This is a genomic window from Rhodococcus sp. MS13, assembly GCF_013277835.1.
GTDB lineage: Bacteria > Actinomycetota > Actinomycetes > Mycobacteriales > Mycobacteriaceae > Rhodococcus_F > Rhodococcus_F erythropolis.
The window spans coordinates 119,927-144,611 of sequence record NZ_VBTL01000007.1 but is presented as its reverse complement, the minus strand read 5'-3'; the positions used below and the strand labels follow the sequence as shown (position 1 = coordinate 144,611).

The following is a 24,685-nucleotide window of genomic DNA, read 5'->3' as shown; positions in this document are numbered from 1 at the left end:
GCGGCCGTCAGAACAAAGTGAGAGCTGCTCCCGCACCCACCAGTTCCCGAGGCGCCTCACGCGGTTCAGTGCCAGCCGCACTGACGTCTCGATGCTCCGAACGACCACCCAACCCATGACGCTCGACCAATGGCTCGACGCGGCTTGCGAGCCAACGCTTGTATTCGGGAGTGACATACGCACCCCGCCCGTACAACTCGCGGTAACGACGGATGAGTGCCGGATGTTCCTGAGCAAGCCAATTCATGAACCAACCCCGAGTACTCCCCCGCAGGTGCATCGGGAAGACCGTCACACTCGTCGCACCGGCTTCGGACAGTGCCTCGAACAGACCGTCGAGGTGACTGGTGGAATCGGTGAGGAACGGAATGACCGGCGCCACCATGACATTGCACGAGAATCCCGCGTCGGTGATGGCCCGGATCATCTCGAGACGCGCCCGCGGTGACGGGGTACCAGGCTCGATCTGCTTCTGAAGTGCAGCGTCGTTGATCGCCAACGACACTCCGATTCCGACGTCGACCTGCGCCGCCGCCATCTTCAACAGCGGCAGGTCCCGTCGGAGCAGAGTTCCCTTCGTCAAGATCGAGAAGGGAGTTCCCGATTCGGTCAACGCGCGAATAATGCCGGGCATCAAGCGGTATCGGCCCTCCGCTCGCTGATAAGGATCAGTGTTGGTACCCAGTGCCACTGCCTCCCGTTTCCAGGACTTTCGCGCCAATTCCTTGCGGAGCACCGCGGCAATGTTCGTCTTCACGACCACTTGGGAATCGAAATCCGCGCCGGCGTCGAGGTCGAGGTACTCGTGACTCGGTCTCGCGAAGCAATATCGGCATGCGTGCGAGCAACCACGAAAAGCGTTGACGGTGAAGCTGAACGGCAACGTCGACTCTTCGGGCATCTTGTTGAGCGCGCTCTTGCAGAGCACCTCGTGAAACGTGATTCCCTCGAACTCGGGAGTCTGCACGGAGCGAACCAACCCGGCCCGTTCGAGTCCGGGTAGCGCTCCGTCATCTGCATCCAATGCCTGACCCGACCACCTCATGGCCCCAAGTCGAACACTTGTTCTAAGGTATGTCAAGATGGAGCGAATACCCGACCGTGCCTCACCACGGCCGGGAAGTTGTTGGCAGAATTCGGTGCATGTCGAACAGAATCAATATTTCGTCCGGTTCCGAATGGGAACCCAAGATCGGTTACTCCCGTGCCGTGCGCATCGGTAACCAGATCGCAGTCTCTGGGACCACCGCTCCTGGTGAGACCCTCACAGATCAGACCCGCGCAGCGCTCGAAACTATCAAGGCAGCACTTGCCGAGGCCGGCGCCTCGCTCGACGACGTCATCCGCACTCGCATGTACCTGCGCGACATGACGCAGTGGGAGCAGGCCGCTCTCGCGCACGGTGAAGTGTTCGGCGAGATTCGTCCCGCCACGACCATCCTCGAGGTCAGCTCGCTGATCGACCCCGCTCTGCTCATCGAGATCGAGGCCGACGCGGTTCTCAGCTGATCGCCAATCCGGACATTTGTGAAATGGGCGCCTAGTCTGAGCCGATGAAACCGATGCGGCTGTATCCGTTGACGCTCGCGCTCGGCATCACCGCCGCTTTCCTCTCGCCCGGTTCTGCATTCGCAGATCCGGGCGAGAGTCTTTCGACGGCTTGCGGCAGCCAGTTGAGCAATGCCGAGGTGGGCCGGATTGCCGAACTCAGCGACGTCACGACGCTGAACGGTGCCGGACTGCCTCGGCTCGAGACCGCTGTAGAACGTCATCGTGAGATCACGTCGATCCTCGTCTCACACCACGATTGGCGAGGCTTGTTCTCCATCGGCCTCGACGCTGTCGAACACGAGGCGGTGATGCCGCTGCAGCGAGACCCTGCAGCCTTCGCCGATGACGAGTGGGCCCATTCCGTCAGCTTCGAATTGCTGCGCAGGTACCTGGTGAACGTCCATGCGGAGTTCACCGGTACTCCCACCGATCCGGCGTGGACCAACTACTTCGCCCTGACACGTCAGTGCGACGCCAGTCCAGCACGGGTTGCCATGGCCGGCTACAACGCGCATCTCACCGTCGACCTCGCTCACGCCGTCGCCACGTCCGGAACCACTGCGGAGGATGTCACGGATTTCTACAAGATCGTCGATTCCATTGCCGTCAAGGGTGGTTCGATCGTGACCCTCACCAAGGCCGAGTACGACGCCGATCTGGGGCCGCTCTGGCGGTTCTACTTCGTCGGCGAAGGACTCGACCGATTGGCCGGAAACTCGCAACCCTCGGAACTGCTGCTCCGCGCCGCCGACAGCGGATACAACACCATCACACTGGCCAACGGATTCGCCCTCCAGAATCCGCAGACACGTCCGGGCGCAGAACAGGAGATCGACGCACTCTGGCGTACTACGGATTCCGCTCTCGACGTACTCTCACGACTCGGCGGTCTCTGACATCTCACCCTCCGCTGCCTGAAACGGACACACCTGCGACAATGACCCCATGACGGGGCACTCGGCGGGGCAAGGCATCCAGAGTCCCGCCATGCGCCGGGTGCGAGACCTGTTGCGCGGGCCCGCAATTGTCTGCGACGGCCAGGCAACCATCCGCGAGGCCGCGAAGTTGATGACCGACGCGGGCCGCCGTGCTGTTGTGATCCCGACGGAGACAAGCGGTTTCGGAATCTTCACCGAAGGTGACCTACGCGCTCGCGTGGTAGTCGGTGGTATCGACAGCAATCAGCCGGTATCAACAGTGATGACGCCGTCAGCAGTGACAGTCGATCCGGATCGATTGGGCGCCGACGCCGTGACCGACATGCTCGAGTACGGATTGCGCCATCTCCCGGTCGTGACCGAGGCAGGCGCACTGATGGGTGTGCTCGAACTCAGCGACCTCCTGACTTCGGCCACCAATCAGGGTTTCGAACTGCGCGCAGCGCTCGCCACAGCACAGGACGACGCCCACCTCGTCGAAACAGCCCGCGCGGTCCCTGTTCTGGTGACGGAATTGGTGGCGTCACGGGTCTCACCGCTCGACATCGGCGCGACGCTGGCCGTGCTGATCGACGTGACGGTCAGGCGAGCCATCGAATTGGTGGTGGGCGGAGACGAGCGACCGGATTTCGCGTGGCTGTCGCTCGGCAGCGTCGCCAGGCGTGAAGCGCTCCCCTCTTCGGATATCGACAGTGCGCTGGTGTGGGGCGGCGAATCACATCACGAGGGAGCCGACGCCGCGAAGACCATCCACGACATCCTCGATCTCTGCGGGTTCCCTCGCGACACCAAGAACGCCGTCGCGACCCAGGCCAGGTTTGCTCGGACGCTCCCACAATGGCGCACTGCGCTGCGGAAATGGGTGTCCAACCCGTATCAGGACCAAGCCCTGGTCATGTTGTCGATGCTGGCGGATGCCCGCGTCGTCGCAGGCGATCCGGCGTTGGATCCTCGTCCCGCGGCGTTGGATCAACTGCGACTGCACCCGGCCGTCATGCGACTACTCCTTCGCGAAGCGGTCGGAGACAAGGCAAAGCTCCATTCGTTCAAGGACGTGATGACGCGTCGGACCGGAACCGTCGACCTCAAAGCCAGCGCCGTCCAACCGATCGTGAACATCGCTCGATGGGCGGGGATTTCCGTGGGCGCCCGCACGAGTTCGACACTCGAACGCCTCAAGGCTGCAGCGGGAAGCGGTTTCCTACTCGACGACGACGCCCAGGTACTGATCGAATCTTTCGAAGTGTTGCAGCAGATTCGTGTCCGCCACCAGACCGATCAGTTCGCGGCAGGTCGGCCACCGACCGACGAAGTCGTGATCTCCGAACTCACTCCGCTCTCGCGGAGCTTGCTGAGCAATGCAGTGCGCGAGGTCGCAGGTGTGCAACGACGACTCGAATATGCCGCGTCCGCGTCGGCGCTACCCGACATCGACCCGTGAATCGCACTGCGCTCGAACAGGTTCTGGCGGCGGAGCGCCTCGAAGGCTGGGATCCGAGTAACGAGCAGATCGCGGAACTCGAGGCCGTCATGATCGGGATGCTTTCTCGGCGTGAGTATTTCGAGCAGGAATTAGCGCGAGCCGTCGGCCTGTCGTCAGCAATTCCCCCGCGGATCCGCTGGCGAAAATCAGCGCCGTACGTCTATCGCGGTACATCGGTGCTCGAGAACAATTTCGACGTGCGAGATCCCGCCGCACTGCAATCACTCGAGTTCGCGGCGACCGCGCTTCGTCTGGGTGAGGCGCATCTCGGCAGCGACCTCGTACCGCACACGCGAGACACAGCCGAACTTCTCCTACTTCACCAGCACGTTTTCCAAGATCTGTACCAGTGGGCCGGACACATCAGAACCGTTGACATCAGGAAAGGTGCGGCAACGTTTGCCCCGGTCTCGGCGATTCGGAACTACCTGTCCGAGGTGGAAGAGATCATCGCCGCCGTCGATTGGATAGCGCTCGATCACGGCGCTGCGTCGTTCGCGCTCGCATCGGTGTACTCGACGCTCAATCATGCCCACCCGTTTCGGGAAGGAAACGGGCGAACCGGAACACTCTTCCTGCACCGACTCGCCGCCGACACCCGATATCAGCTCGACTTGTCGCGGGTGAGCAGAACCGAGTGGGTATCCGCGTCCAGGGATTCTGCGCCTTTCCGGCCCACCGGGACCCCGTCGCCTCGCCCGTTCATCGATCTGTTCAATCGCGCGCTGACTCGCTGACGCAAACATCTGCTGCCCGTTCCAGGCGGACTGAACACCGTTACTGCTGAGTGAGCACCGCTTCCGACACTCTGGAAGCGGTGCTCACTCGAAGAAAAGGGTGCTCACTCGACCATCAACCGGGCAGCGCGAACTCTCCTGCGTCGGACCAGCGCTGACGCTCGGCTCCGAATGCGACGGACTGCATCGCGCGGAACTCCTCGATCGAGCGCGAGTTCGACGCGAGGAACTCCTGATGCTCAGCCAGCGAGAAGCTGCCGTCCTCGATCTCGACTCCCCCGCCGCGGCCGGCCGCAGTGTCCGCGCGCAGATCCATCAGCTCTTCCGGCTCGACGGGGTACCAGGAGATCCGGTCGAAAAATCGCAGCAACCAGGGAGTGCCCTCCTCGAACGGGCCCGACTTCGCGGGGTGACGGTGATTCCACACCTGCGTCGTACGCCCGACGAACTGGTACCCGCCCGGGCCTTCCATGCCGTAGATGCAGAGGTAAGCCCCACCGATCCCGACGGCGTTTTCGGGGGTCCAGGTGCGGGCGGGGTTGTACTTGGTCGTGACAAGGCGATGACGTGGGTCGAGCGGCGTCGCGACCGGAGCTCCGAGGTAGACGTCGCCGAGCCCGAGCACCATGTATTCTGCGCCGAAAACGGTGTCGAACACGTCGTTCACGGATTCGAGACCGTTCATCCGGCGGATGAACTCGATGTTCCACGGGCACCACGGCGCGTCTGCGCGCACTCCGTGCATGTACCGCTGGATCGCTTCGCGCGTAGCCGGGTCGTCCCACGACAGTGGCATCCGCACAGTGCGACTGGGCACAACAAGTTCGTTGGCAGCAGGCAAGGTGTCCTCCGCCTCGGCGAGCATTCCCATCAGTTTGCCGACGGGCAGCACGTCCGGGTCGACGCGGACCTGCAGGCTACGGATTCCCGGGGTGAGATCGAGTAGTCCGGCCGGCTTCTCGGCTTCGAGTCGCTGATGCAGTGCATGTGCACGCGCACGTAGCGCCAGGTCGAGATTCATGTCGCCGTATTCGACCAACACGTTGTCATCGCCTGAGCGCCGGTACGTGACCGCGGTGTCGCCGTCACGGCGGGCTATGACGCCGTCGTCTCCGTCACCACCGGAGGAATGCACAACCGAATTGGACGCTCGACGCGATACTCCGAGGTCACGGCGGGAGGCTACCCGGTCGGCGCGGACCGGCACGAAGCGAATCTTGTTCCCGGGAGCCAACTGTCCAAGCTTCCATCGATCAGCAGACACCACCGTGATCGGGCAGACGAAGCCGCCGAGGCTCGGTCCGTCGGGTCCGAGGAGGATGGGCGTGTCGCCGGTGAAGTCGAGTGCACCGATCGAATACGCGTTGTCGTGGATGTTCGAAGGGTGAAGTCCCGCTTCGCCGCCGGTGGTTCTGGCCCAGTCAGGTTTCGGACCGATCAACCGGACTCCGGTGCGGTCGGAGTTGAAGTGGACCTCGTACTCGGTCGCGTACAGCGTGTCGATGTCGGAGCGGGTGAAGAACTCCGGCGCCCCGTGCGGGCCCTCGGTCACCGCAAGTTCCCAGCACGTGTGTATCGCCGGAACATGCTCGGCGGGAACACCTCCCGCTGCCCCGGTCGCCTGTCCGAGTTTGAGAACGTCCCCCGCCCGCAAAGTCCTACCTTCGTGTCCACCGAACCTGCCCAGGGTGAAGGTCGACGCACTGCCGAGATAGTCGTCGGTCTCGATTCCGCCCTGTACGAGTACGTAGATGCGCAGTCCTGGGCCGCTGAGCGTCCCGACGTCGAGCACCGCTCCAGCGGGGACGAAAACAGGACGCCACTGACCGTGGGCGATGCCGTCGACGGTCACAGACACCGGAGCGCCCGTGACGCACACCGTGGTGTCCTCGTCGAACGTCATCGCAGGTCCGGCCATCGCGCATTCGATGCCGGGTGCGCCTTCGGGATTTCCGAGTGCGGTGTTTCCCAACCGAAACGACAGGTCGTCCATCGGGCCCGACGGTGGGACACCGATCTGCCAGTACCCGACGCGCCCTGGATAGTCCTGAACCGTCGTCAACATTCCGGGACGCACGATGGTCAGTTTTGCGTTCATTCGTCTGCCTCCGGCCGTGTGACGATCATGCGGACGGCCGTCGGATCGAAGCCGTTGCACGGGTTGTTGATCTGCGGGCAGTTGGACACGAGGACGAGCGCGTCGCGTTCGGCACGCAACGCGAGCCGCTTGCCTGGCGCAGACAATCCGTCGACGATTCCGAGTGTGCCGTCGGGGTCGACCGGGACGTTCATGAAGAAGTTGATGTTGGACACCAGGTCCCGCTTGCCGAGCCCCCATTTTGCGCCCTCTACGAGGAAGTTCTCTACGCACGCGTGCTGATGCTTGGTGTGGTGGCCGTATCGCAGGGTGTTCGATTCCTGTGAGCACGCTCCGCCGACGGTGTCGTGGTTTCCGACCTCGTCCGCGACCAGGGTCATGAGTGGAGTTCCGTCGTCACTTCGGAGCACGGATCCTGTGGTCAGAAACAGATTCTGCTGCGCTGTGACCGTCGCTGCTGCCGAGTACCGAACGCTGTGATCGTCACCGGCAAAGACGAGTGTGTCGACGGCTTGATTTCCGTGCAGATCGACGATTGTCAGGACGTCGCCGGCGCGGACAACTGCGGACCACGGCCCGAACGCGTCAGCAATCTCGTCGAGGATCACCGTTCCGGGAACGAGGGCGGGGACATCCAAGGTGGTGGTCATGCGATCTCCTCCAGGTTCGAAGCCGTCCAGGCGTCTTCGGTATTGAGCACTGCGCGTTGGTATTCCGGCCCGAGATCGTCAAGGCTGCCGAGTTCGTCGGCCGCGTTCCACGCGAGCACTTCGAGGGACGTGGTGGGAAACTCCAGCGCCGGATCGAGTGGGTGCGCGGTGTTGGCGATCATCACGATGACCGGCAGGTGGATCAGAAGGTCGACCGTCGCGCCGGCGCCGGCGGAACCCGTACTGGTGAGAGCGCCGTCCGCCTCGACGCGGACACCATGGAAGAAGGACAACGGCGGCGCAATGTCCTGCGGCCCGAGTCCGTTCTTCGCGGCAGCGACGGTGAACAGTTCACGACCGGCGGGTGAGGCACTGTGCAGCGAACCCTGCCCGTACTTCGCCTCGTTGGTAGCGCGTGACGTCGTTCCGCAGAACGCGTCGTGGTGACCCGACGTGTCGGCGACCACCGTCGCGAGTACTCGCCCCTGATCGGAGAGCAACGGGTGCCCGACACCGAGATAGGCCTGCCATGGCACCTTGACGGTATCGGCGACGTTGAGACGCTCCCAGGGGGCGTCGGCGCGGTAGAGCAAGATGTTTGCACAGGCGCTGCCGACGATGTCGCGAAGTCGCAATCGGGTTCCACGGGCGAGAACCTTGGTCGTGTATCGCCCACCCGGCACTGTTTCAGCCCAGGTCAGACGTTCGGGAGCGACGTCGTCGGGCGGGTTCGGCCAGCGGGTGGCCGGCAACACCGGCATGGAGTCTGTGATTGTTCCGGCCTGGGACCGGGCATGCTCGCGCGCTCCGGCGGTGGTCTGAGTACTCATGGTCAGGCTCCGATCGTGACGGGATTCGGGGTGGCGCGGCCACGTGGGAAGCAAGCGACTCCCAGCCCCACGACCAGCGCTACCGTGATGGGCGCGGCCCACTGCAGAATGGGGTACTCCCCGGTGGGGTTGAAGATCTCGGCTCGTGGCCAGGACAGGTTGATCACCATCAGCGCGCCGTACACAACCGCGGCGATGTTGACCGGAACTCCCCAGATGCCCAGGGAGAAAAGCTTTTTGCCTTCGGCGTCGAACTTGGGGCCGACTGCCGTGCGAGGCCATCCCTTGAGACGCTGAACCAGCAGCGGCACCGTCACCATGAGGTAGGCCAAGTAGATCAAGATGATGCATACGCTGGACAGGGTTGCGAAAATTGCCGAGTTGCCTACGTTGACGGCCAGGACGGCAATGCAGACCAGACCGATGAGGACGGACGGCGCGATAGGTGTTCCGGTGCGGGGGTTGACCTTTGCCAGTACCTGCGAGGCAGGAAGCCGCCCGTCGCGGGCCATGGAGAACATCAGCCGTGAAGCAGCAGTCTGAATGGCCAAGGTGCACACGAACACTGCGATCGAGACGTCGATCAACAAGACCGTGCCCCACGGCGAACTCAGAATGGAGGTCAGTACGTACGGCAAACCTTCCGTGGCCAGGCGTCCGTCGGTCAGTGAGGGCGCTGCCATCAACGCGCCGAGGATCATCAAGCCGCCGCCGAGCGCGGAAGCGGAGAGTGCAAGGCGGATCGTACGAGGTGCGACCCGTCGGGGGTTGCGGGTCTCCTCGGCCAGTTCGCCTGCCGAACCGAAGCCGACCATGACGTAGGCAGCCATAAGTCCGGACATGATCCACGCCCAGGCGTATCCGGGCTGACCGCCGGCACTGCCGGTGTCGAGGACGACGTCCGGTCCGCGCTGAGCGTGGGTGAAGAACATCCCGATCACCGCGATGACACCGACGATTTCGCAGGTCACGCCGATGTTGTTGATACGCGACATCCAGTTGACGCCGATGCAGTTGATGAAGGTGGTCAGAACCAGAAGTACCGAACCGAGCAGTACGGCATTGGCAGCACCGCTCGAGGAGGTGAGTGCACTGTCCTCGCCGATGATCTGGAACCCGCTCCACACATTGGGGAGCACGACCTGCAAGGCGATCGCGGCGGCGGACGCGGTGACGATCTGAGCGAGAATCATGAACCAACCGGCGAACCAGCCGACGATTTCACCACCCATCCGCCGCGACCACTGGTAGATGGCGCCCGAAATCGGATATCTGGCAGCAAGTTCCGCGAAGTTGAGAGCAACCATGAACTGACCGATGAAGACGACGGGCCAGGTCCAGAAGAACGCCGGACCCGCGAAACCGAAACCGAGGCCGAACAATTGGAAGATCGTGGTCAGGATGGAAACGAAGGAGAAGCCCGCGGCGAACGACGCGAACTTTCCCAGCGATCGATGCAGCTGCTGCTCGTAGCCGAACTCCGCGAGGTCACCGTCGTCGTGAGGCGAAGAGGCGAGTGCGGATGCGGTGGTGGGCTGCGCAGCCGGGGTGGTTGCACTCAACGGCGTACTCCTTCGGCGAAGCGATTCAGAGGCGAATAACTGTCGATTGATAGTTTTCGCGAAATCCACTCGCCGCAGGTGACGCCCGCGTATACGATTCGCCTGATTCTGTAACAGGCTCGTTGAGTACGTTTCGAGCACGTGACCGAATGCTCACAGCGACGGCCACCCCGCATGTAAGGCCAGAGCCTGCCACTATGGAAGGCGTGACCAACGCCGGCCCCGGACGACCCCGCCTGACCGCTCGCCGACGCCCGGGTGGGACTGCCCGGGCGGAGATCTTGGATGCAGCCGCTGAACTGTTCACCACCCGAGGCTTCGCCGCGACGTCGACACGCCACATCGCCGAAGCAGTCGGAATGCGTCAGGCGTCGCTGTACAACCATTTCGCCACCAAGGACGACATCCTGGTTGCACTGCTCGCCGACACCGTGACTCCGGCGCTCGACTTCGCGGAGAATCTCAGGCCACGCGGCACCTCACCCGAGGTGAAGCTGTACGCGCTTTCGTACATCGACGCGGCCCAACTGATCACCGGACGGTGGAACCTCGGCGTCCTCTATCTCTTGCCGGAACTGAGAAGCGACAGGTTCATGTCGTTCCGAGCCGATCGCGATCGGCTTCGCGAGCAATACCGGGCCCTCGCCCAGGCAGTGCTCGACGCGATTGACGATCCAGCATCAACTCACCTGGCCGAGCTTCCGTTTCGCCTGGTGGAAAGCGTGATCAGCGCGCGAGCCGACGCACTCGAAGGCACCCCGATCCCCAACGCCGCCGTCATCGCCGGGTCGGCACTGCACATTCTGGGGTGGCGCCAGGATCTTGATCCCATCCACACGGAAGCGGCAGAGCTCATTGCGAACGCAGAAACGCCGAAATTGTCCGGGGCTGCATCAGCTCCGGACAATTTCGACGCAATGAGGACCTAAACGGCCACGAGACTAGACCGAGAGGGACTGTCCCGGGAAGATCAGGTTGATGTTCGGGACCTGGCTGGCGAGGTTCTCGAGCGAGATGCCGTGTGCAGCAGCGATCTTCGACAGGGTGTCGCCTGCCTTGACCACGTAGTTGCCGCTTCCGGTGCTTGCTGCCGGAGCCGACTCGACGGAAGCCTCAGCGGTGACGGGGGCTGCTGCGGCCTCGTAGTTGCCTGCGGTGGTGCCGGTGGTCAGGTACTGACCGCAGACGGGCCATGCGCCGACGCCCTGGCCTGCGAGAACGTTCTCGGCGACACGGATCTGCTCAGACTGGCTGGCGTTGGCAGCGTTGCCCGATCCACCGAACGCGTTCCAGGTGCTCTGCGTGAACTGCAGTCCGCCGTAGAAGCCGTTTCCGGTGTTGGCGGCCCAGTTACCGGAGGACTCGCAGTTTGCGACTCCGGACCAGTCGTGGCCGGCTGCCGAAGCGGTGCCGGTGCTCATGGCGAGCGGGATTGCGACGACTGCGCCTGCGGTTGCAACTGCGCCGAGGGCGCGCTTGAAGGTGATGCTGGTCATTGGGTAAATCCTCTCCGCTACCGCGGACGAGGTCGGCCCGGACGCTTTCACGTCTCGTCGATCGACTCGTCTGTTTCACTCCTGCCCCGCGAAGGTTTCGGGAGTACCGGACCCGCGGGGCAGAAGCACGCAGTTGCGGGTCGGTGTTTGCCCGGTAGTTTCGGGCTGTCAACGACCGTAGGCGATGGTCACGGATTGGTCACGGGGCAGTTTTCCGGCACTGCCGTACCAGATTCAGTCGAGATTCAAGTAATAACCACAGGTCAACTAGTTGATTCGAGCTTCAACCATACCGATCGTTATCCGTCCGTTATGTGGCAACCGTCACTGCGATTTTGTGACCCACCGCACCGAAACAGGCCGTGTCGGAACGCAAAACAGCCCTATTCAAATGTTAAGAGAGTCCTGGCAACGAGCAAAAACCAACCGCCCCAATCATTATGGAGAATGAACTGGTGATCGTCGCAGTAGAAGGACCCAGCGCCGCCGGCAAGACCACCTGGTGCCGAACCCAACTCGGTGGACAAACGGCATCGGAAGGATTCGTCGCCGAGTATCAGCCCACGGGGCGCGAGCCGGACGGCACGGATCTCGACGTCCAGGCAAGTTACTGGGCAACGGTCAATTCGAAGCGATGGTCGCAAGCGGAAGAACTCGAATCGAGAACCGGGATCGCGCTCTGCGACAGCGACCCGCTGAAACTGCACTACAGCTGGTGTCTCGCCGCGGTGGGCGCAGCACCTCGGGAGCGATTCGAGTACGAGCTCGAGGCAGTCGAGACGGCTTTTGCGCGCCTCGAACTGGGTCTCGCGGATCTGACCGTCATCTCGATACCGTCACCGAAGCAACTTCGACTGCAGCGCGAAAGAGACCCCAGCCGCCGACGACGGCATTTCGAGCTTCACGCGGCGCTCGCCGAGCCGCTCACCCACTGGTACTCGGCGGTGGACAGGGTGGATCCAGGTCGCGTTCTGTGGGGCTTCCCGACACTGCTCGATCTTTCGCGCTGTCCCCCACCTCGATCGGATCGCAGCGATCCGGGCCTCCTGCGCGCGATGATCAACGAGTTGCCGCCACTCCCCAGGTAGCAAGCGGCTGCTCGATCTCAGCGCGCTCGTTCGACCCTGGCCTCGTCCCACACCGGAGACTCGCTCTCGTACACGTTCCCGTCCGATCCGAAGACGAGGAACCTGTCGAACCCGCGCGCGAACCAACGATCGTGGGTTACCGAGATGACGGTGCCGGCAAACTGTGCGATGCCCTGTTCGAGCGCGTCAGCCGAATGAAGGTCGAGGTTGTCGGTCGGCTCGTCGAGCAGCAACATCGTGGCGCCGGAAAGCTCGACGAGCAGAATCTGCAGGCGCGCCTGCTGTCCGCCGGACAGGTCGTCGTACTTCTGTTCGGCTGCTTGGGACAATCCGTAACGGTCGAGCGCGCGGCTCGCCGCTTCACGCCCCATTCCGTTTCGGTGTTCGTCGCCCATGTGCAGGATCTCGAGCAGCGTGTTCCCGGTCAGATCAGGCCTGGAATGGGTCTGCGCAAACAATCCGGGACGTACCCGGGCACCCAGCGTCGCAGTACCCCCGTGCTCGACCGGCGCGATGTCGAGCGCCTCGACGGGCAGATGCTCGGTCCCACCACCCGCCAAGAGACGAAGGAAATGTGACTTCCCGGATCCATTGGAGCCCAGCACGGCAACCCGATCTCCGTACCAGATCTCGGTGTCGAAAGGCTTCATCAATCCGGTCAGCTCGAGATCCTGACATACCAACGCGCGCTTGGCGGTTCGCCCGCCCGCCAGCCGAACTGTCACCTTCTGCTGAAGTGGAATCGCTTCGGGTGGCCCTGCCTCCTCGAACTTCGCCAACCTGGTTTGCGAGGCGTGATACCGCGCAGCGACGCCGTCGTTGAACTTGGCCTTTTCACGCAATCGCAGAACCAGAGCACGCAGTTTCGCGTGCTCCTCGTCCCAGCGTCGACGCAGTTCTTCGAATCGAGCGTTGCGATCCTCGCGGGCCTGGTGGTAGCTGGCCAGCCCAGCGCCGTGGGTCCACGACGTTGCGCCGCTGATTCCGGGCTCGAGCGTCACGATGTGGGTGGCCGCGTTGGCGATCAGTTCGCGGTCGTGGCTGACGAACAAAACCACTTTCGACGATTCCGAGATCGTCTTTTCCAGCCATCGCTTGCCCGGAACATCGAGGTAGTTGTCCGGCTCGTCCAGCAGGAGTGCGTCGTCGGGCCCAGCGAACAGTGCTTCGAGAACCAACCGTTTCTGCTCGCCACCGCTGAGCGAGTTGGCCGCGCGCCACTTCGCACGGTCATAAGGAACACCGAGAGCCGCGGTAGTGACCTTGTCCCAGAAGTCTTCGGTCTCGTAGCCGCCCACATCGGCCCAATCGGCCAGCGCATGCGAATACTTCATTTGAGTTGATTCCTCGTCGCGCTCGATCATCGCGTTTTCTGCCGTATCGAGCGCCAGTGCTGCATCCCGGATCCGCGCCGGAGAGACGGACAACAAAAGATCGCGCACGGTGGACTCGTCGCGAACCTGGCCGACGAATTGCCGCATCACGCCCAGTGTTCCGGATCGAGTGACAGCGCCCTCGTCGGCGACGGCGTCTCCGGCGACAATGCGAAGCAATGTCGTCTTACCAGTCCCGTTGGGCCCGATCAGTGCAGTTTTTGCACCGTTTCCGACCCGAAAGCTGACACCGCTGAGCAGTTGTCGACCATCAGGAAGGAAGTAGTCGACGTCGGCGATGTTGAGGTGGGTCACGCTCTCAAGGGAACCCTACCCACGGCGATCTGCCAAACCATTATTCCTGCCTTCGCTGTCGAGTTCACGACCGTCATGGGATCGTCCGACCGCATCGAGCGCGGCCAGATATCCGAAAACCATTGCGGGACCGATAGTTGCACCTGGACCGGCATAGGTATGACCCATGACCGGCGAGCTGGTATTACCTGCTGCGTAGAGCCCGTCGATGACCGAACCGTCGGCGCGCAACGCTCGCGCGCGAGCGTCCGTGTTGATGCCGCCCTTGGTCCCCAGGTCTCCGGGCACCATCTTCGCGGCATAGAACGGACCCTTCGTGAGTTCTCCGAGGCTGGGGTTGGGCTTGTTGGTGCAGTCGCCGTAGTAGTGGTCGTATCTGCTTGTCCCACGGCCGAAGTCGCGATCGACTCCGTCGCGCGCGTGACTGTTGAATCGTGTGATGGTCGCGGACAGCGCATCGCCCGGCACTCCGATCTCGGCAGCGAGTTCGGCAATCGATCCAGCTCGCACGATCGCACCCGATTCGATCCACGACCGAGGTATCGGCCTGCGCGCCGGCACTCCCGCGAACAGGTAACGGTCACGGTACGTCTGATCGAAGATCAGCCAAGCGGGGATGTTTTCAGCGGGTCCTTCACCTCGGCCGTACTTTCCGCCGAACATGGCGTGCGCGGCTTCGACGTAGGGAAGCGACTCGTTCATGAAGCGCTGACCGCTGGCGTTGACCATCAGGCTTCGAGGCAACGAGCGTTCCGCCAAGGCGAACCACGGGCCTTTGGGCAGCGGAATCGACGGGGCCCACCACGCGTCGTCCATGTACGAAATTGCCGCGTCGACGCGCAGAGCGGCACGGATACCATCCCCGGTATTGGTCGGTGCCCCGAGAGTCCACTGCGCACTACTCGGCCGGCGCTGGTACTCGCCTCGCATGTCGTCGTTGTTGTCGAACCCGCCGCATGCGAGGATGACACCGCATCGAGCGTGCATGGTTCTCCGCACTCCCCCGGACTCGAGTCGCGCACCCACGACACGATCATTGTCGGTAACCAAATCCACAAGCCTCGTTCCGAGCTCGACCGTCACTCCGGCGTCCCGAACTCCGAGCATCAGTTCCGCCATGAGCGCCGGCCCGAGCCCGATCAGCTTCTTCTTCCGAGCTTTTGCGACCAGGGATCTCATTCCCACCCGAAGCATTCGCACCGGCCCCCGCCAATGCCGAACCCCCGTGCTCAGCCAACGGTAATCAGATTGTTGGACAACCATGTTGAGCGGCACCTTCATGTACGGCGGATGAAGGGTCGCGAGATCGTCGCCCAGAGCTCGCGCGTCGAACGGGCGCGGCTCGCACGAGCGGCCGCTTGCAAGTCCGCCAGGTGCCTCGGGAAAGTAGTCGGAGTAACCCTTCACCCATTCGAGCTCGAGTGCAGAGTGCCGAATCAGGAAATCGAGGGCTTCCGGGCCTCGATCGATATACGTGTCGATACGGTCGGTGTCTGCATCCTCTCCGACAATGCTCTTCAGATATGTTCGCGCAGAGTCGATATCATCCGCCGGCGCCTCGCGGCGAAGTATCGAGTTTCCCGGAATCCACACTCCGCCCCCGGACCGGGACGACGAACCGCCCCAGTACTCCGACTTCTCCACGAGAATTGTCGAGAGTCCGTTGCGGGCTGCAGTGATGGCTGCCGACATGCCGGCAGCCCCCGATCCCACAACGATCACATCCACCACTGGCACATCCACTACCGAGCGCTCGGAGTTTCGAGAGTTCTCGTTCATCACTGATCACGACCTTTCATGTCATCGTCATCCTGCGTGCGCCACCGGGATCCCTGAACCGCGTCGAGTGCCCCCTCGACGCACACGGGAAGTGATGCCCCACGCTTCTGGGGGTTACGTATCCATTGCCGATAGCCGAACTCCGCCGCCGCCAACATCAAGTGAACGAGTAGTCCTGGTCGGCTGTCATTTTCAGGATCGAGTTGCATTCGTTGTGCCACCAACTCCACCAACCGATCACGATGCTCGGGCGCGATCAGCGCGACTCGATCCATCAGGTGCGGCGCGGTGCGGAACGCTGCTCGCCACTGATCGATCTCCGCGGACTCGAAAGCATTGGAACGCTCGAGGATTGCCCGCGAGATCGCAAGATCAGCCGACTCAGATGCCGGGCGATCCTCGAGCAGTGTCACGATCCCGGCACCGCCCTGCCTGACCGGGTCCAACAGCAGATCCTCCTTGTTACGAACGTGCCGGAAGTACGTACTCGCCGACACCCCCGCTGCTGCCGCAATCTGCTCGGTGGTCACATCCTCGAAACCGTCACGCGCGAACAGATCGAATGCCGCACGTTGAATGTCTGCTCGCACCTGCAACCGTTGTCTCTCCCGTAGTGACATCAGCAACGTCCTCCCGCCTCGGCCGAGATCCGGCCATTCTCGATAATGCGAGTCTCACCTATTGTGACAGTCACTGTCAATATCCAATTCTCTGTCAGATATCAGCAGACCCCGGCATTTCGTTGACAGGGCATTCGATGCCACGACAAGCTTCGAAGATGAAACGATGGTTCGCGGCGGGCTTCGGAACGGCGATCGTCTCGCGATCACTTCTGCGCAAAGCACTCATCTTCAAGTTCCGACGCGACGTCCGTGCACTCAATTCCGGCAACTACCGGCCGCTGTTGAATTCCTATCACCACCACGCGGTGCTCAGATTCGCCGAGGGTGATCATCGGTGGGCAGGAGTGCATGCCGGACGGGACCAAATCGAGACGTTTCTCCAGGAATTTGTCGACGCGGGGCTTCAAGGCGCGGTCACCGAAGCGTATTTCGGTGGTCCGCTCTGGCGCATGACACTGCTCGTCCGATTCGACGACCGAGCCCTAGGCCCGGACGGCGCCGTCATCTATCAAAATCGAACAGTGCTTCTCGTTCGAACCAAGTGGGGAAGAATCGTCGAGCAGGAGGACTACTACGAGGACACCGCCAGAATCGGTGACTTCGACAGACGGCTCCGCGAAATCGAAGCCGGACGAGCCTGTGGCACAGTCGCGGAATGACGGACGTCAGGATTGACCGCCACCGGAAACTATCAGCATTCCTGTCTTCCCAGAACGATGTCGAACTGGCCCGACTGGTCGACACCGCTCGAGTCTCGAGCGTAGGCGTGGGCGGCGCCGCAGGACTCGTCGGTGTCTGCGAAAACGGGTTCGACAGCGTTCCGGTATTCACCAAACGCATCCCACTGACCGAACAGGAACTCGCCGACGTGGGCTCTACTTCCAACCATTTCGACTTGCCGACGTTCTGCCAGTACGGCATTGGGGGCCCGAGCTTCAACGCCTGGCGAGAGCTGGCCGCGAACGTCTTGGTCACCGAGGCCGTTCTGGCCGGCGAAACACAGTCGTTCCCAATGCTTTACCACTGGCGGGTGCTGCCCGGTCGATCGCCGGTTGCACCCGAACACGCCGACATCGCTTCCGTTCCCACCGCCTGCGCCAGTAGTGAAGCGCGGGTCCGCCTCGAAGCACTCGCCACTGCGCCGTGCAGCCTCGTACTGTTCTGCGAGTACGTCGCACACCCGATCTCGGATTGGCTGCATGACAACCCGGCCGCCAAAGCTGCCGAAGTCGAGCGACAGTTTTCGGAGATCGTGGCGTTCTTACGCGATCGACAGTTGCTGCACATGGACGGACATTTCGGCAACATGCGCACAGATATGGAGCGGATCTATCTCACCGACTTCGGACTAGCCACATCCCCACACTTCGACCTGTCGACTACCGAACATGACTTCGTCCGGCGCCATGCCACCCATGACGCCGACTACGCCGCCATGCTTCTGGTCAACTGGCTGGTCACCGAGGTCTGCGGAGTGCCGAGACCGAAACACGGCGGACCAGTCGCCCGCAACCAGTACGTACGACGATGCGCCACAGGTCATGTCCCAGGTGATGTGGCACCGGAGGAGGCCGCGATCTTGACCCGGCACGCGCCCGCCGCTGCGAGAATGAATGACTTCTACTGGCGATTGTTCGACGGCGACTTCGACGCGCCCTACCCTCATGCCGCGGCAGTTCCGACTTCCGGTCGAGGACAGGGTTTTCCCTGAACTGCCGTCTCCACATCTCAGGGTCCATGTCATCCTCCGGACCGATGTGCTGGTCAGCGCCGTAGGGCACAGTTCTCCTCATGATTGAACTGAGGGGATTGACCAAGGTTTACGGACCGACGAAAGCGGTGGACGATTTGTCGTTCACGGTCAAGCCGGGCATCGTGACGGGCTTTCTGGGCCCGAACGGTGCGGGTAAGTCGACGACGATGCGGATGATCCTGGGTTTGGATCAGCCGACGTCGGGTGCGGCGTTGATCGACGGCAAGCCGTACCGGGAGTTGAAGACACCGCTGCGGACGGTGGGCGCGTTGTTGGATGCGAAGTGGGTGCATCCCAATCGCAGTGCGCGGGCGCATCTGCAGTGGATGGCTGCTTCGAACGGGATCCCGAAGTCCCGCGTGGACGAGGTGCTCGGGTTGGTCGGATTGTCCGAGGTGGCGGGCAAGAAGGCCGGCGGGTTCTCGTTGGGTATGTCGCAGCGTCTCGGGTTGGCGGGTGCGTTGTTGGGGGATCCGAAGGTGTTGTTGTTCGACGAGCCGGTCAACGGTCTCGATCCGGAGGGCATCGTCTGGATTCGTAAGTTCATGCAGCGGTTGGCGGCCGAGGGCCGCACGGTGTTGGTGTCGAGTCACCTTCTCTCGGAGATGGCGTTGACGGCGGAGCAGTTGGTGGTGATCGGTCGGGGTCGGTTGATTTCGGATTCGACGGTGGCGGAGTTCGTGGATCGTTCGTCGGAGTCGACGGTGCGCGTGCGCAGCCCACAATTGGACGCTCTCCATGCCGCATTAACTGCCCACGGACTGACTGTCCGCGAGGAGCATTCAGGATCGGAGCCGGTGTTGGTGGTCGTGGATTCGACCACTGATGTGATCGGCGGTCTGGCTGGTTCGCAGGGAATCGTATTGCACGAGTTGGCGTCTGTGCAGGGATCGCTCGAGGACGCGTTCATGAAGTTGACCGGAGACGATGTCCAGTACCACGCATCCGGTATCGATCCGGGTGCCGGAGCCCACCACACAAACACACAGCACGCTATGGGAGGTGCACTGTAATGGCTGTTCTCAGTGCTGAACGTATCAAGATCACCACGACCAAGTCGCCGCTGTGGTGCACGATCACAATCATCGTCCTAGGGTTGGGCGTCGCCTGGATGATCGGGCGTTCGTCGAGTTCGAGCATTCAGGCGTACAACGACGAAGCCGCATCAGGAACTCCTGATTTCGAGAAGTTCCTCCCCACGTTCAATGAAGCGGGACTGGGCGTTTCCGGCTTCGGCGTCATGGTCCTGATGATCATGGCGGCCCTCGCGATTACCAGTGAATACCGCTTCGGCATCATCCGCACCACCTTCCAGGCCATCCCGAGCCGGGCTTCGGTCCTGATCGCCAAAGCCGGCCTGATCGGCGCCTTCGGCGCGGCGCTGTCCTTCGTTCTCATGCTCGGCGCGGTATTCATCACCAAAGCTGCTGCAGGCTCTGAAGGTTCCACCAATCTGGCACTCGACAACGCCGATGCCTGGCGCGCCGTCTACGGCGTACCGATCTTCGCCTTCCTCTGCGTTGTCCTTGCCATCGCCGTCGGAGCACTCCTCCGTCAATCTGCCGGCGCTATTGCATTGCTCCTGCTCTGGCCGCTGCTCATCGAGAGCCTGTTCGGCATGTTCGGATCCTTCGGTAGAAACGTCACACCGTTCCTCCCGTTCGCCAACGCCGACCACTTCCTCTCTTCGGGTTCGAGCACCAATTTCCATTGGGGCCCTTGGGGAAGCCTGTTCTACTTCGCAGCATTTGTGCTGGTGGTTTTCGGAATCAGCATCGCCGTCGTCAACAAGCGCGACGCCTGACCTAACACCAAGACTGGCCGTACCGGAGATGTTCCGGTGCGGCCAGTTTCTTGTTGCCACAACCGCGGTCCACAGAAGTTAGGATAGGCTCACTTTCATTTGTTTCGGCAACGAACTGAGGCAACGGACAGCGATGCAGACTCTGACAACCCAGACTATTTCCACTCCGGGCACCGAAATGCGTGTGTGGCGCACGCCGGCGCTCGATCGGAAATGCATCGTCTTCCTGCATGGCGCCGGAGTTGATCATCGAATGTTCGACGACCAGGTCGCGGAACTCGCGGGCGCCTATTCCCTGGTGCTGCCCGACCTACGTGGTCAAGGGCTGTCGATTCTCGAGGAAGGCCACCGCGCCACTCTCGACACTGTGATCGACGACGTGAAGGTCATGCTCGACTCGCTCGGAATCGATCGCGCAAGCATCGTCGGACACTCGTTCGGCGGAAACATCGCGCAGGAGTTCACCCATCGTCATGCGAATCGAGTAGACAAGCTCGTCATGATCGGCAGCCCTGGCCAGCACCGGGAAATGAGTGGAGCCGCTGCCTCGGCAATCAAAATCGGCACGCATTTGTATCGACGGATTCCGTGGGGTCCCTTTGCCTTTTACAGTGGCCGGTGGTCGAGTCGAAATCCCGCAACTCGCAGATACGTTGCCGACTGCATGCTGGCCGCCGGACGGCAGACCTGGCTGGATCTGGGAACAAGCGGGTTCGCGTCACTCTGCCCGGTGGATACGGCACCCCGAAAGGAGACCCTCCTGATGCGGGGAGAGGTCGACATGTCGCGCCAACTCGATCGAATCTACGACGCCCTGAGCGATCAACTACCGGACCTGACTCGCCGGGTGGTGATCACCGGCGTCGGACATCAATGCACACAGGACAATCCGGAAGAGGTCAACCGCGCGCTGGTCGAGTTCTTGGCAGACTGACCTCACGTGTCAGCGTTCCAGGTGCGCGGCAAGCTCTTTCATCCAATCGAGGAATGCCGGCGGGCCGTCGAACTGGACGCCGTCGACAGCAGCCACTTCCGGTGCAATGTCATCGCCCTTGACCACCAACGCTTCTCCACCCGAGGCAAGGACAGCAGCAAAGGCAGGTAGGTCACCACGGTCGTCGCCCGCGTACGCGACGACGTCGACGCCTGCGGTGGCGATCGCGCGAAGGAGGCCTGTCCCCTTGTCCTCCTCAACGGGTGGACGCAATTCTTCGACCAACTTGCCGGGCTCACGCCGCAACCCGGTCCGGCTCGCGATTTCTGTCGTCGCTGCTTCCACCAGGCGCTGCGCGACCGCTCGATCCGCGGCCCGACGCCAATGCACAGCCACCGCAAGGCCTTTGCTCTCGACGTGGATGCCAGGAACTGACTGAGAGTCGAACAGGCGACGCAGTTCGGCTTCTGCTTCGGCGACGGCATCACTGAACGCAGCGACGGCCGGAAGCACTTCGATTCCGTTCTCCGTCCAGGTCTCGACGCCGTAGGAACCCATGAGAACAACCGAATCCAGACTCAGTCGTTCTCGCAAGAACGACGCCGGCCGTCCCGAGAGCAAGCCCACCACGCCGAAGTGCCTCGACAAAGTCGCGAGCACCTCCTCGGCACCGGGCAGGAGCGCACTGGCCGACGGATCGTCGACGATAGGTGCAAGCACGCCGTCGAAATCCATCACCAGCCCACACCGAGCTGGATCGGACGTGAGTCGGAGGATGACGTCCGAAGCGGTTCGCATGGTTCGAGTGTGCCAAATCGATCGCACCCGCATAACCAACACCGGATCAGAATGTAATCTCTGCCACTTCGTCCAGGTTGTCCGGAAAGCGCAGGGTGAGCCGTGTCCACTCCCCTCCGGCGCCGCTTCTCTCCGATACAGTTCTCACGACGCTTACCAACTGGGGGGTAATGATGAGCGAATTGACTGTCGTCACTGACGACATCCGAAGGTACGGCTCGACGTCGGCCGAAGCTGCAGGACACATCGCGCAGGCCGCCGCCGTCGATCTGGGCGCCAACATCGCGGCAGTCGCACCAGCCGTCGGTCCTGTCGGCATCGAGTTTCTCGCGGCATTCGCGCGCGCCCAGGCAACTCACACCAAAGATGTTGCAGCACTGGCGACCTTCTACGCCGGCAACGCAGCAACGGCGAGTGCAGCCGCTCAGGCCTACGACACCACAGATTTTTCAACCGCGTCAGATCTCGCCGGCATCGCTGGATCGACGGACGTGACCGCGTGAACAGCGATCGCGTCGACACCGATCGCATGAACACCGATCGCATGAACACTGAAGACGACTCGACGACGGTCCTCGAATTCCTTCAAAGTGGTGCTCCGGCCCCGGCATTGCCGAACAACACGGTCGAATCGATGCTCGCCGGCATACCGGTTCCGGCATTACCCGGAATCGAAGATCTGTTCGCGCCGTTGATCGAACTCGGGAAGAGCCTCGGCACCGGCACTTTTGCCGGCACCGATCCCGTCGGCATCTTCAACCAGGCGTCCACTCTCATCGACCAAGCCATGGGATTGTCCCAAAGGGCGGTCGCCGAGGTGGGCCAGACCTGGAACAGCACCGGCAGTGAAGCCGCGACCGAACTGTCGCGATCCGCCCAGAACAGCGGCGCAGAATTGAGCGAACGCGGAACCGCGATATCGAAAACCGCTGCTGCCGCCGCGGAATCGGTGCAGCGAGGCAACGCGAATCTCGCGGCGATCGCGCAGTCCTTCGCGACCACGGTTGCAGCTGCTGCACCGATCGCGTGGACACCACCAGGACAGGCGATGCTGATTGCCTCCGCAGCCGAACACATGCAGGCAGCCGTCGCGGCGGTGACACAGACTCGCGGGGAAATGCTCGGGCACACCGCTGCCATGAACGCCCTTGCCGGGTCGATCCCCGTGCCGACTCCACCGATCGGTGAGGCTCTCGCCAACCTTGCCACTCCGGGGGCGCTCGCCGACGCCGCCCGTCAGATCGCCCAACCTCTGGCGGCATCAGCCGCGTCGGCATCGCCGCTGTCTGGATCGCAGCTGTCTGGATCGCAGCTGTCTGGATCGACCGATGCCGGCGACGCACCGTTATCCGCGCACTCAGGAACCGATGCCGTTCGGACCGCGGCAGCGCAGGCAGGCGCCGGACTTCCGACCGGCGTCGACAAGCTGTGGGGCGCAGGCAATTCGTCGACGTCACTCGCAGCCGGCGGGTCGCCGTCGCCCAGTGCGACAGCGAGCTCCGGCGGAGCATGGGTGGGTGGAAGCGGCACTACCGGTGGAACGATGAGAGGCGCAGCGGGAGTTGCTGCAGTTCAACCGGTTCCGGTAGCAACGCCCGGCCTGGGTGCACCATCTTCGGCGGTCGGCAGTAGCGGCATATCGCCGGGCGGCATGATGGGCGGCGGTCCTCGCGGAACGCGGGACGACGAGTCGTCACGCACGACTCCGGGGTATCTCGTCAGCGCCGGTGACGAAAACTCGATGGTCGACGATCTACCGATGGTGTCACCGCCCGTGCTCGGTGCCGAGAATCCCGATCAGTACCTGTTCCGAGATCTCTGATCGGGACTCCCCGGCCGGGGCGGCATTACAACCTCAAACGAAGCCCAACTCCCGTACCGCCGCACGCTCCTGCTCCAATTCGCTGACGGACAGGTCAATCCGTTCGCGTGAGAAGTCGTCGATCGCGAGATCCGGAACGATAGCGAATTCACCATCGGCACAGGTCACCGGGAAGGACGAGATCAATCCTTCGGGCACCCCGTAGGAACCGTCCGAACAGACGGCCATGGATACCCAGTCGTCCTCGGCCGTTCCGATCACCCAGTCACGGACGTGGTCGATCGACGCGCTGGCCGCACTTGCCGCAGAGGACGATCCACGCGCAGCAATGATGGCGGTGCCTCGCACCTGCACAGTCGGGATGAAATCGTTCTCCACCCAGTCGCGGTCGTTGATCACCGCGAGCGCAGGCTCACCCGCGACGGTCGCGTGGGACAGGTCCGGGTACTGCGTCGCCGAATGGTTTCCCCAGACGGACACCTTGCGCACCGACGACGCACGAACGCCGGTCTTCTTCACCACCTGCGCAATCGCTCGGTTGTGGTCGAGGCGCGTCAGCGCACTGAACCGAGTATCGGGTACATCCGGCGCGTTGTTCATCGCGATGAGAGCGTTGGTGTTGGCCGGGTTTCCGACGACCAGCACCTTGACGTCCGAGGCTGCGTTGTTGTTGATCGCCTTCCCATGCGCTGTGAAAATAGCGCCGTTCGCGCTCAGCAAGTCGGCGCGCTCCATCCCCTTGCTCCGCGGACGTGCACCGACCAGCATCCCGACGTTCGCGCCGGAGAAGGCGACATCGGGATCGTCGGTGATGTCGATGGAGCTCAGCAAGGGAAATGCGCCGTCTTCGAGCTCCATCGCGACGCCTTCGGCAGCGGACACGGCGGCGGGAATCTCGAGCAGTCGAAGTTTGATCGGTACGTCAGCGCCGAGCATCTCCCCCGCAGATATGCGGAAAAGCATGCCGTAGGCGATCTGACCGGACGCTCCGGTCACCGTGACGGTTACGGGCGCAATACTCATTGCCGACTCCTCACCTGCCGTTTTCACG

24 protein-coding genes are annotated in these 24,685 nt (G+C 62.6%); 13 read left to right on the top strand and 11 right to left on the bottom strand.

From position 1 onward, the window contains the following. Positions 1 to 7 precede the first annotated feature (7 nt). Positions 8 to 1,045 (bottom strand): Rv2578c family radical SAM protein, encoded by a 1,038-nt coding sequence (locus FEZ59_RS14915; RefSeq protein WP_134999223.1) that lies wholly within the window; start codon positions 1,043 to 1,045, stop codon positions 8 to 10. Between the two features lie 98 nt (positions 1,046 to 1,143). Here FEZ59_RS14915 and FEZ59_RS14910 point away from each other — a divergent pair, with 98 nt between their 5' ends. From FEZ59_RS14910 to FEZ59_RS14895, 4 genes are read left to right on the top strand one after another with little or no spacing between them, the layout of a single operon-like run. Next, positions 1,144 to 1,509, top strand: a complete 366-nt coding sequence (locus tag FEZ59_RS14910) for a RidA family protein (protein WP_019748335.1) — start codon at positions 1,144 to 1,146, stop codon at positions 1,507 to 1,509. Positions 1,510 to 1,562: 53 nt separating this feature from the next. Then, positions 1,563 to 2,447 carry a DUF5995 family protein gene (locus tag FEZ59_RS14905; RefSeq protein WP_134999252.1) on the top strand — a complete coding sequence of 295 codons (885 nt, stop codon included), beginning with the start codon at positions 1,563 to 1,565 and terminating at the stop codon, positions 2,445 to 2,447. Between the two features lie 49 nt (positions 2,448 to 2,496). After that, a complete protein-coding gene (locus FEZ59_RS14900) occupies positions 2,497 to 3,930 on the top strand; it encodes a putative nucleotidyltransferase substrate binding domain-containing protein (RefSeq protein ID WP_223257836.1) in 1,434 nt (477 codons plus the stop codon). Further along, the gene (locus FEZ59_RS14895) at positions 3,927 to 4,709 is read left to right on the top strand and encodes a Fic family protein (protein ID WP_134999222.1); all 783 of its coding nucleotides are present in this window, start codon (positions 3,927 to 3,929) and stop codon (positions 4,707 to 4,709) included. Before FEZ59_RS14900 ends, FEZ59_RS14895 begins: the two co-directional genes overlap by 4 nt. 115 nt (positions 4,710 to 4,824) lie before the next feature. Here FEZ59_RS14895 and FEZ59_RS14890 read toward each other — a convergent pair whose 3' ends face one another. From FEZ59_RS14890 to FEZ59_RS14875, 4 genes are read right to left on the bottom strand one after another with little or no spacing between them, the layout of a single operon-like run. Beyond that, entirely contained in the window at positions 4,825 to 6,807 is a 1,983-nt protein-coding gene (locus FEZ59_RS14890) for a 5-oxoprolinase/urea amidolyase family protein (protein ID WP_172932839.1), read from the bottom strand. Next, positions 6,804 to 7,457, bottom strand: a complete 654-nt coding sequence (locus tag FEZ59_RS14885) for an urea amidolyase associated protein UAAP2 (RefSeq protein ID WP_021332947.1) — start codon at positions 7,455 to 7,457, stop codon at positions 6,804 to 6,806. Before FEZ59_RS14885 ends, FEZ59_RS14890 begins: the two co-directional genes overlap by 4 nt. Beyond that, complete coding sequence (locus tag FEZ59_RS14880; RefSeq protein WP_047888372.1) at positions 7,454 to 8,287, bottom strand: urea amidolyase associated protein UAAP1; 834 nt, start codon at positions 8,285 to 8,287, stop codon at positions 7,454 to 7,456. Before FEZ59_RS14880 ends, FEZ59_RS14885 begins: the two co-directional genes overlap by 4 nt. 2 nt (positions 8,288 to 8,289) lie before the next feature. Further along, complete coding sequence (locus FEZ59_RS14875) at positions 8,290 to 9,849, bottom strand: amino acid permease (protein ID WP_020907661.1); 1,560 nt, start codon at positions 9,847 to 9,849, stop codon at positions 8,290 to 8,292. A 197-nt stretch (positions 9,850 to 10,046) separates the two neighbouring features. Here FEZ59_RS14875 and FEZ59_RS14870 point away from each other — a divergent pair, with 197 nt between their 5' ends. Then, a complete protein-coding gene (locus FEZ59_RS14870; RefSeq protein WP_041814987.1) occupies positions 10,047 to 10,778 on the top strand; it encodes a TetR/AcrR family transcriptional regulator in 732 nt (243 codons plus the stop codon). Between the two features lie 12 nt (positions 10,779 to 10,790). On the opposite strand, the gene FEZ59_RS14865 is transcribed toward FEZ59_RS14870, so the two are convergent. Further along, positions 10,791 to 11,345, bottom strand: a complete 555-nt coding sequence (locus FEZ59_RS14865; protein WP_019748325.1) for a transglycosylase family protein — start codon at positions 11,343 to 11,345, stop codon at positions 10,791 to 10,793. A 440-nt stretch (positions 11,346 to 11,785) separates the two neighbouring features. Between FEZ59_RS14865 and FEZ59_RS14860 the strand changes: the two genes are divergently transcribed. Beyond that, positions 11,786 to 12,433 carry a hypothetical protein gene (locus FEZ59_RS14860; RefSeq protein ID WP_084325905.1) on the top strand — a complete coding sequence of 216 codons (648 nt, stop codon included), beginning with the start codon at positions 11,786 to 11,788 and terminating at the stop codon, positions 12,431 to 12,433. A gap of 17 nt (positions 12,434 to 12,450) precedes the next feature. On the opposite strand, the gene FEZ59_RS14855 is transcribed toward FEZ59_RS14860, so the two are convergent. Genes FEZ59_RS14855 through FEZ59_RS14845 form a run of 3 tightly spaced genes read right to left on the bottom strand, consistent with a single transcriptional unit; the run spans position 12,451 to position 16,520 of the window. Beyond that, positions 12,451 to 14,121: an ATP-binding cassette domain-containing protein gene (locus FEZ59_RS14855; protein ID WP_172932838.1), complete on the bottom strand. Its 1,671-nt coding sequence runs from the start codon at positions 14,119 to 14,121 to the stop codon at positions 12,451 to 12,453. 15 nt (positions 14,122 to 14,136) lie between these two features. After that, the gene (gene kstD, locus FEZ59_RS14850; protein ID WP_020969547.1) at positions 14,137 to 15,900 is read right to left on the bottom strand and encodes a 3-oxosteroid 1-dehydrogenase; all 1,764 of its coding nucleotides are present in this window, start codon (positions 15,898 to 15,900) and stop codon (positions 14,137 to 14,139) included. After that, positions 15,900 to 16,520 carry a TetR/AcrR family transcriptional regulator gene (locus FEZ59_RS14845; RefSeq protein WP_020969546.1) on the bottom strand — a complete coding sequence of 207 codons (621 nt, stop codon included), beginning with the start codon at positions 16,518 to 16,520 and terminating at the stop codon, positions 15,900 to 15,902. The genes kstD and FEZ59_RS14845 overlap by 1 nt, the downstream gene beginning before the upstream one ends. A gap of 158 nt (positions 16,521 to 16,678) precedes the next feature. Between FEZ59_RS14845 and FEZ59_RS30025 the strand changes: the two genes are divergently transcribed. From FEZ59_RS30025 to FEZ59_RS14820, 5 genes are all read left to right on the top strand, one after another. After that, complete coding sequence (locus FEZ59_RS30025; protein ID WP_223257837.1) at positions 16,679 to 17,182, top strand: hypothetical protein; 504 nt, start codon at positions 16,679 to 16,681, stop codon at positions 17,180 to 17,182. After that, a complete protein-coding gene (locus FEZ59_RS14835) occupies positions 17,179 to 18,234 on the top strand; it encodes a serine/threonine protein phosphatase (protein ID WP_172932837.1) in 1,056 nt (351 codons plus the stop codon). Before FEZ59_RS30025 ends, FEZ59_RS14835 begins: the two co-directional genes overlap by 4 nt. An 80-nt stretch (positions 18,235 to 18,314) precedes the next feature. Beyond that, positions 18,315 to 19,289 carry an ATP-binding cassette domain-containing protein gene (locus tag FEZ59_RS14830; RefSeq protein WP_021332944.1) on the top strand — a complete coding sequence of 325 codons (975 nt, stop codon included), beginning with the start codon at positions 18,315 to 18,317 and terminating at the stop codon, positions 19,287 to 19,289. After that, the gene (locus tag FEZ59_RS14825) at positions 19,289 to 20,080 is read left to right on the top strand and encodes an ABC transporter permease (protein WP_019748317.1); all 792 of its coding nucleotides are present in this window, start codon (positions 19,289 to 19,291) and stop codon (positions 20,078 to 20,080) included. Before FEZ59_RS14830 ends, FEZ59_RS14825 begins: the two co-directional genes overlap by 1 nt. Positions 20,081 to 20,213: 133 nt before the next feature. Then, the gene (locus FEZ59_RS14820) at positions 20,214 to 21,014 is read left to right on the top strand and encodes an alpha/beta hydrolase (protein WP_172932836.1); all 801 of its coding nucleotides are present in this window, start codon (positions 20,214 to 20,216) and stop codon (positions 21,012 to 21,014) included. A 9-nt stretch (positions 21,015 to 21,023) separates the two neighbouring features. On the opposite strand, the gene otsB is transcribed toward FEZ59_RS14820, so the two are convergent. Continuing rightward, entirely contained in the window at positions 21,024 to 21,812 is a 789-nt protein-coding gene (otsB, locus tag FEZ59_RS14815) for a trehalose-phosphatase (RefSeq protein WP_019748315.1), read from the bottom strand. Positions 21,813 to 21,985: 173 nt separating this feature from the next. Between otsB and FEZ59_RS14810 the strand changes: the two genes are divergently transcribed. Both FEZ59_RS14810 and FEZ59_RS14805 read left to right on the top strand, forming a co-directional pair. After that, positions 21,986 to 22,315, top strand: coding sequence for a type VII secretion target (locus FEZ59_RS14810; RefSeq protein ID WP_242459818.1), 330 nt, complete (start codon positions 21,986 to 21,988; stop codon positions 22,313 to 22,315). Next, positions 22,312 to 23,634, top strand: coding sequence for a hypothetical protein (locus FEZ59_RS14805; RefSeq protein ID WP_172932834.1), 1,323 nt, complete (start codon positions 22,312 to 22,314; stop codon positions 23,632 to 23,634). The genes FEZ59_RS14810 and FEZ59_RS14805 overlap by 4 nt, the downstream gene beginning before the upstream one ends. A 33-nt stretch (positions 23,635 to 23,667) precedes the next feature. On the opposite strand, the gene FEZ59_RS14800 is transcribed toward FEZ59_RS14805, so the two are convergent. Next, the gene (locus FEZ59_RS14800; protein WP_084325982.1) at positions 23,668 to 24,657 is read right to left on the bottom strand and encodes a malate dehydrogenase; all 990 of its coding nucleotides are present in this window, start codon (positions 24,655 to 24,657) and stop codon (positions 23,668 to 23,670) included. Between the last annotated feature and the right edge of the window lie 28 nt (positions 24,658 to 24,685).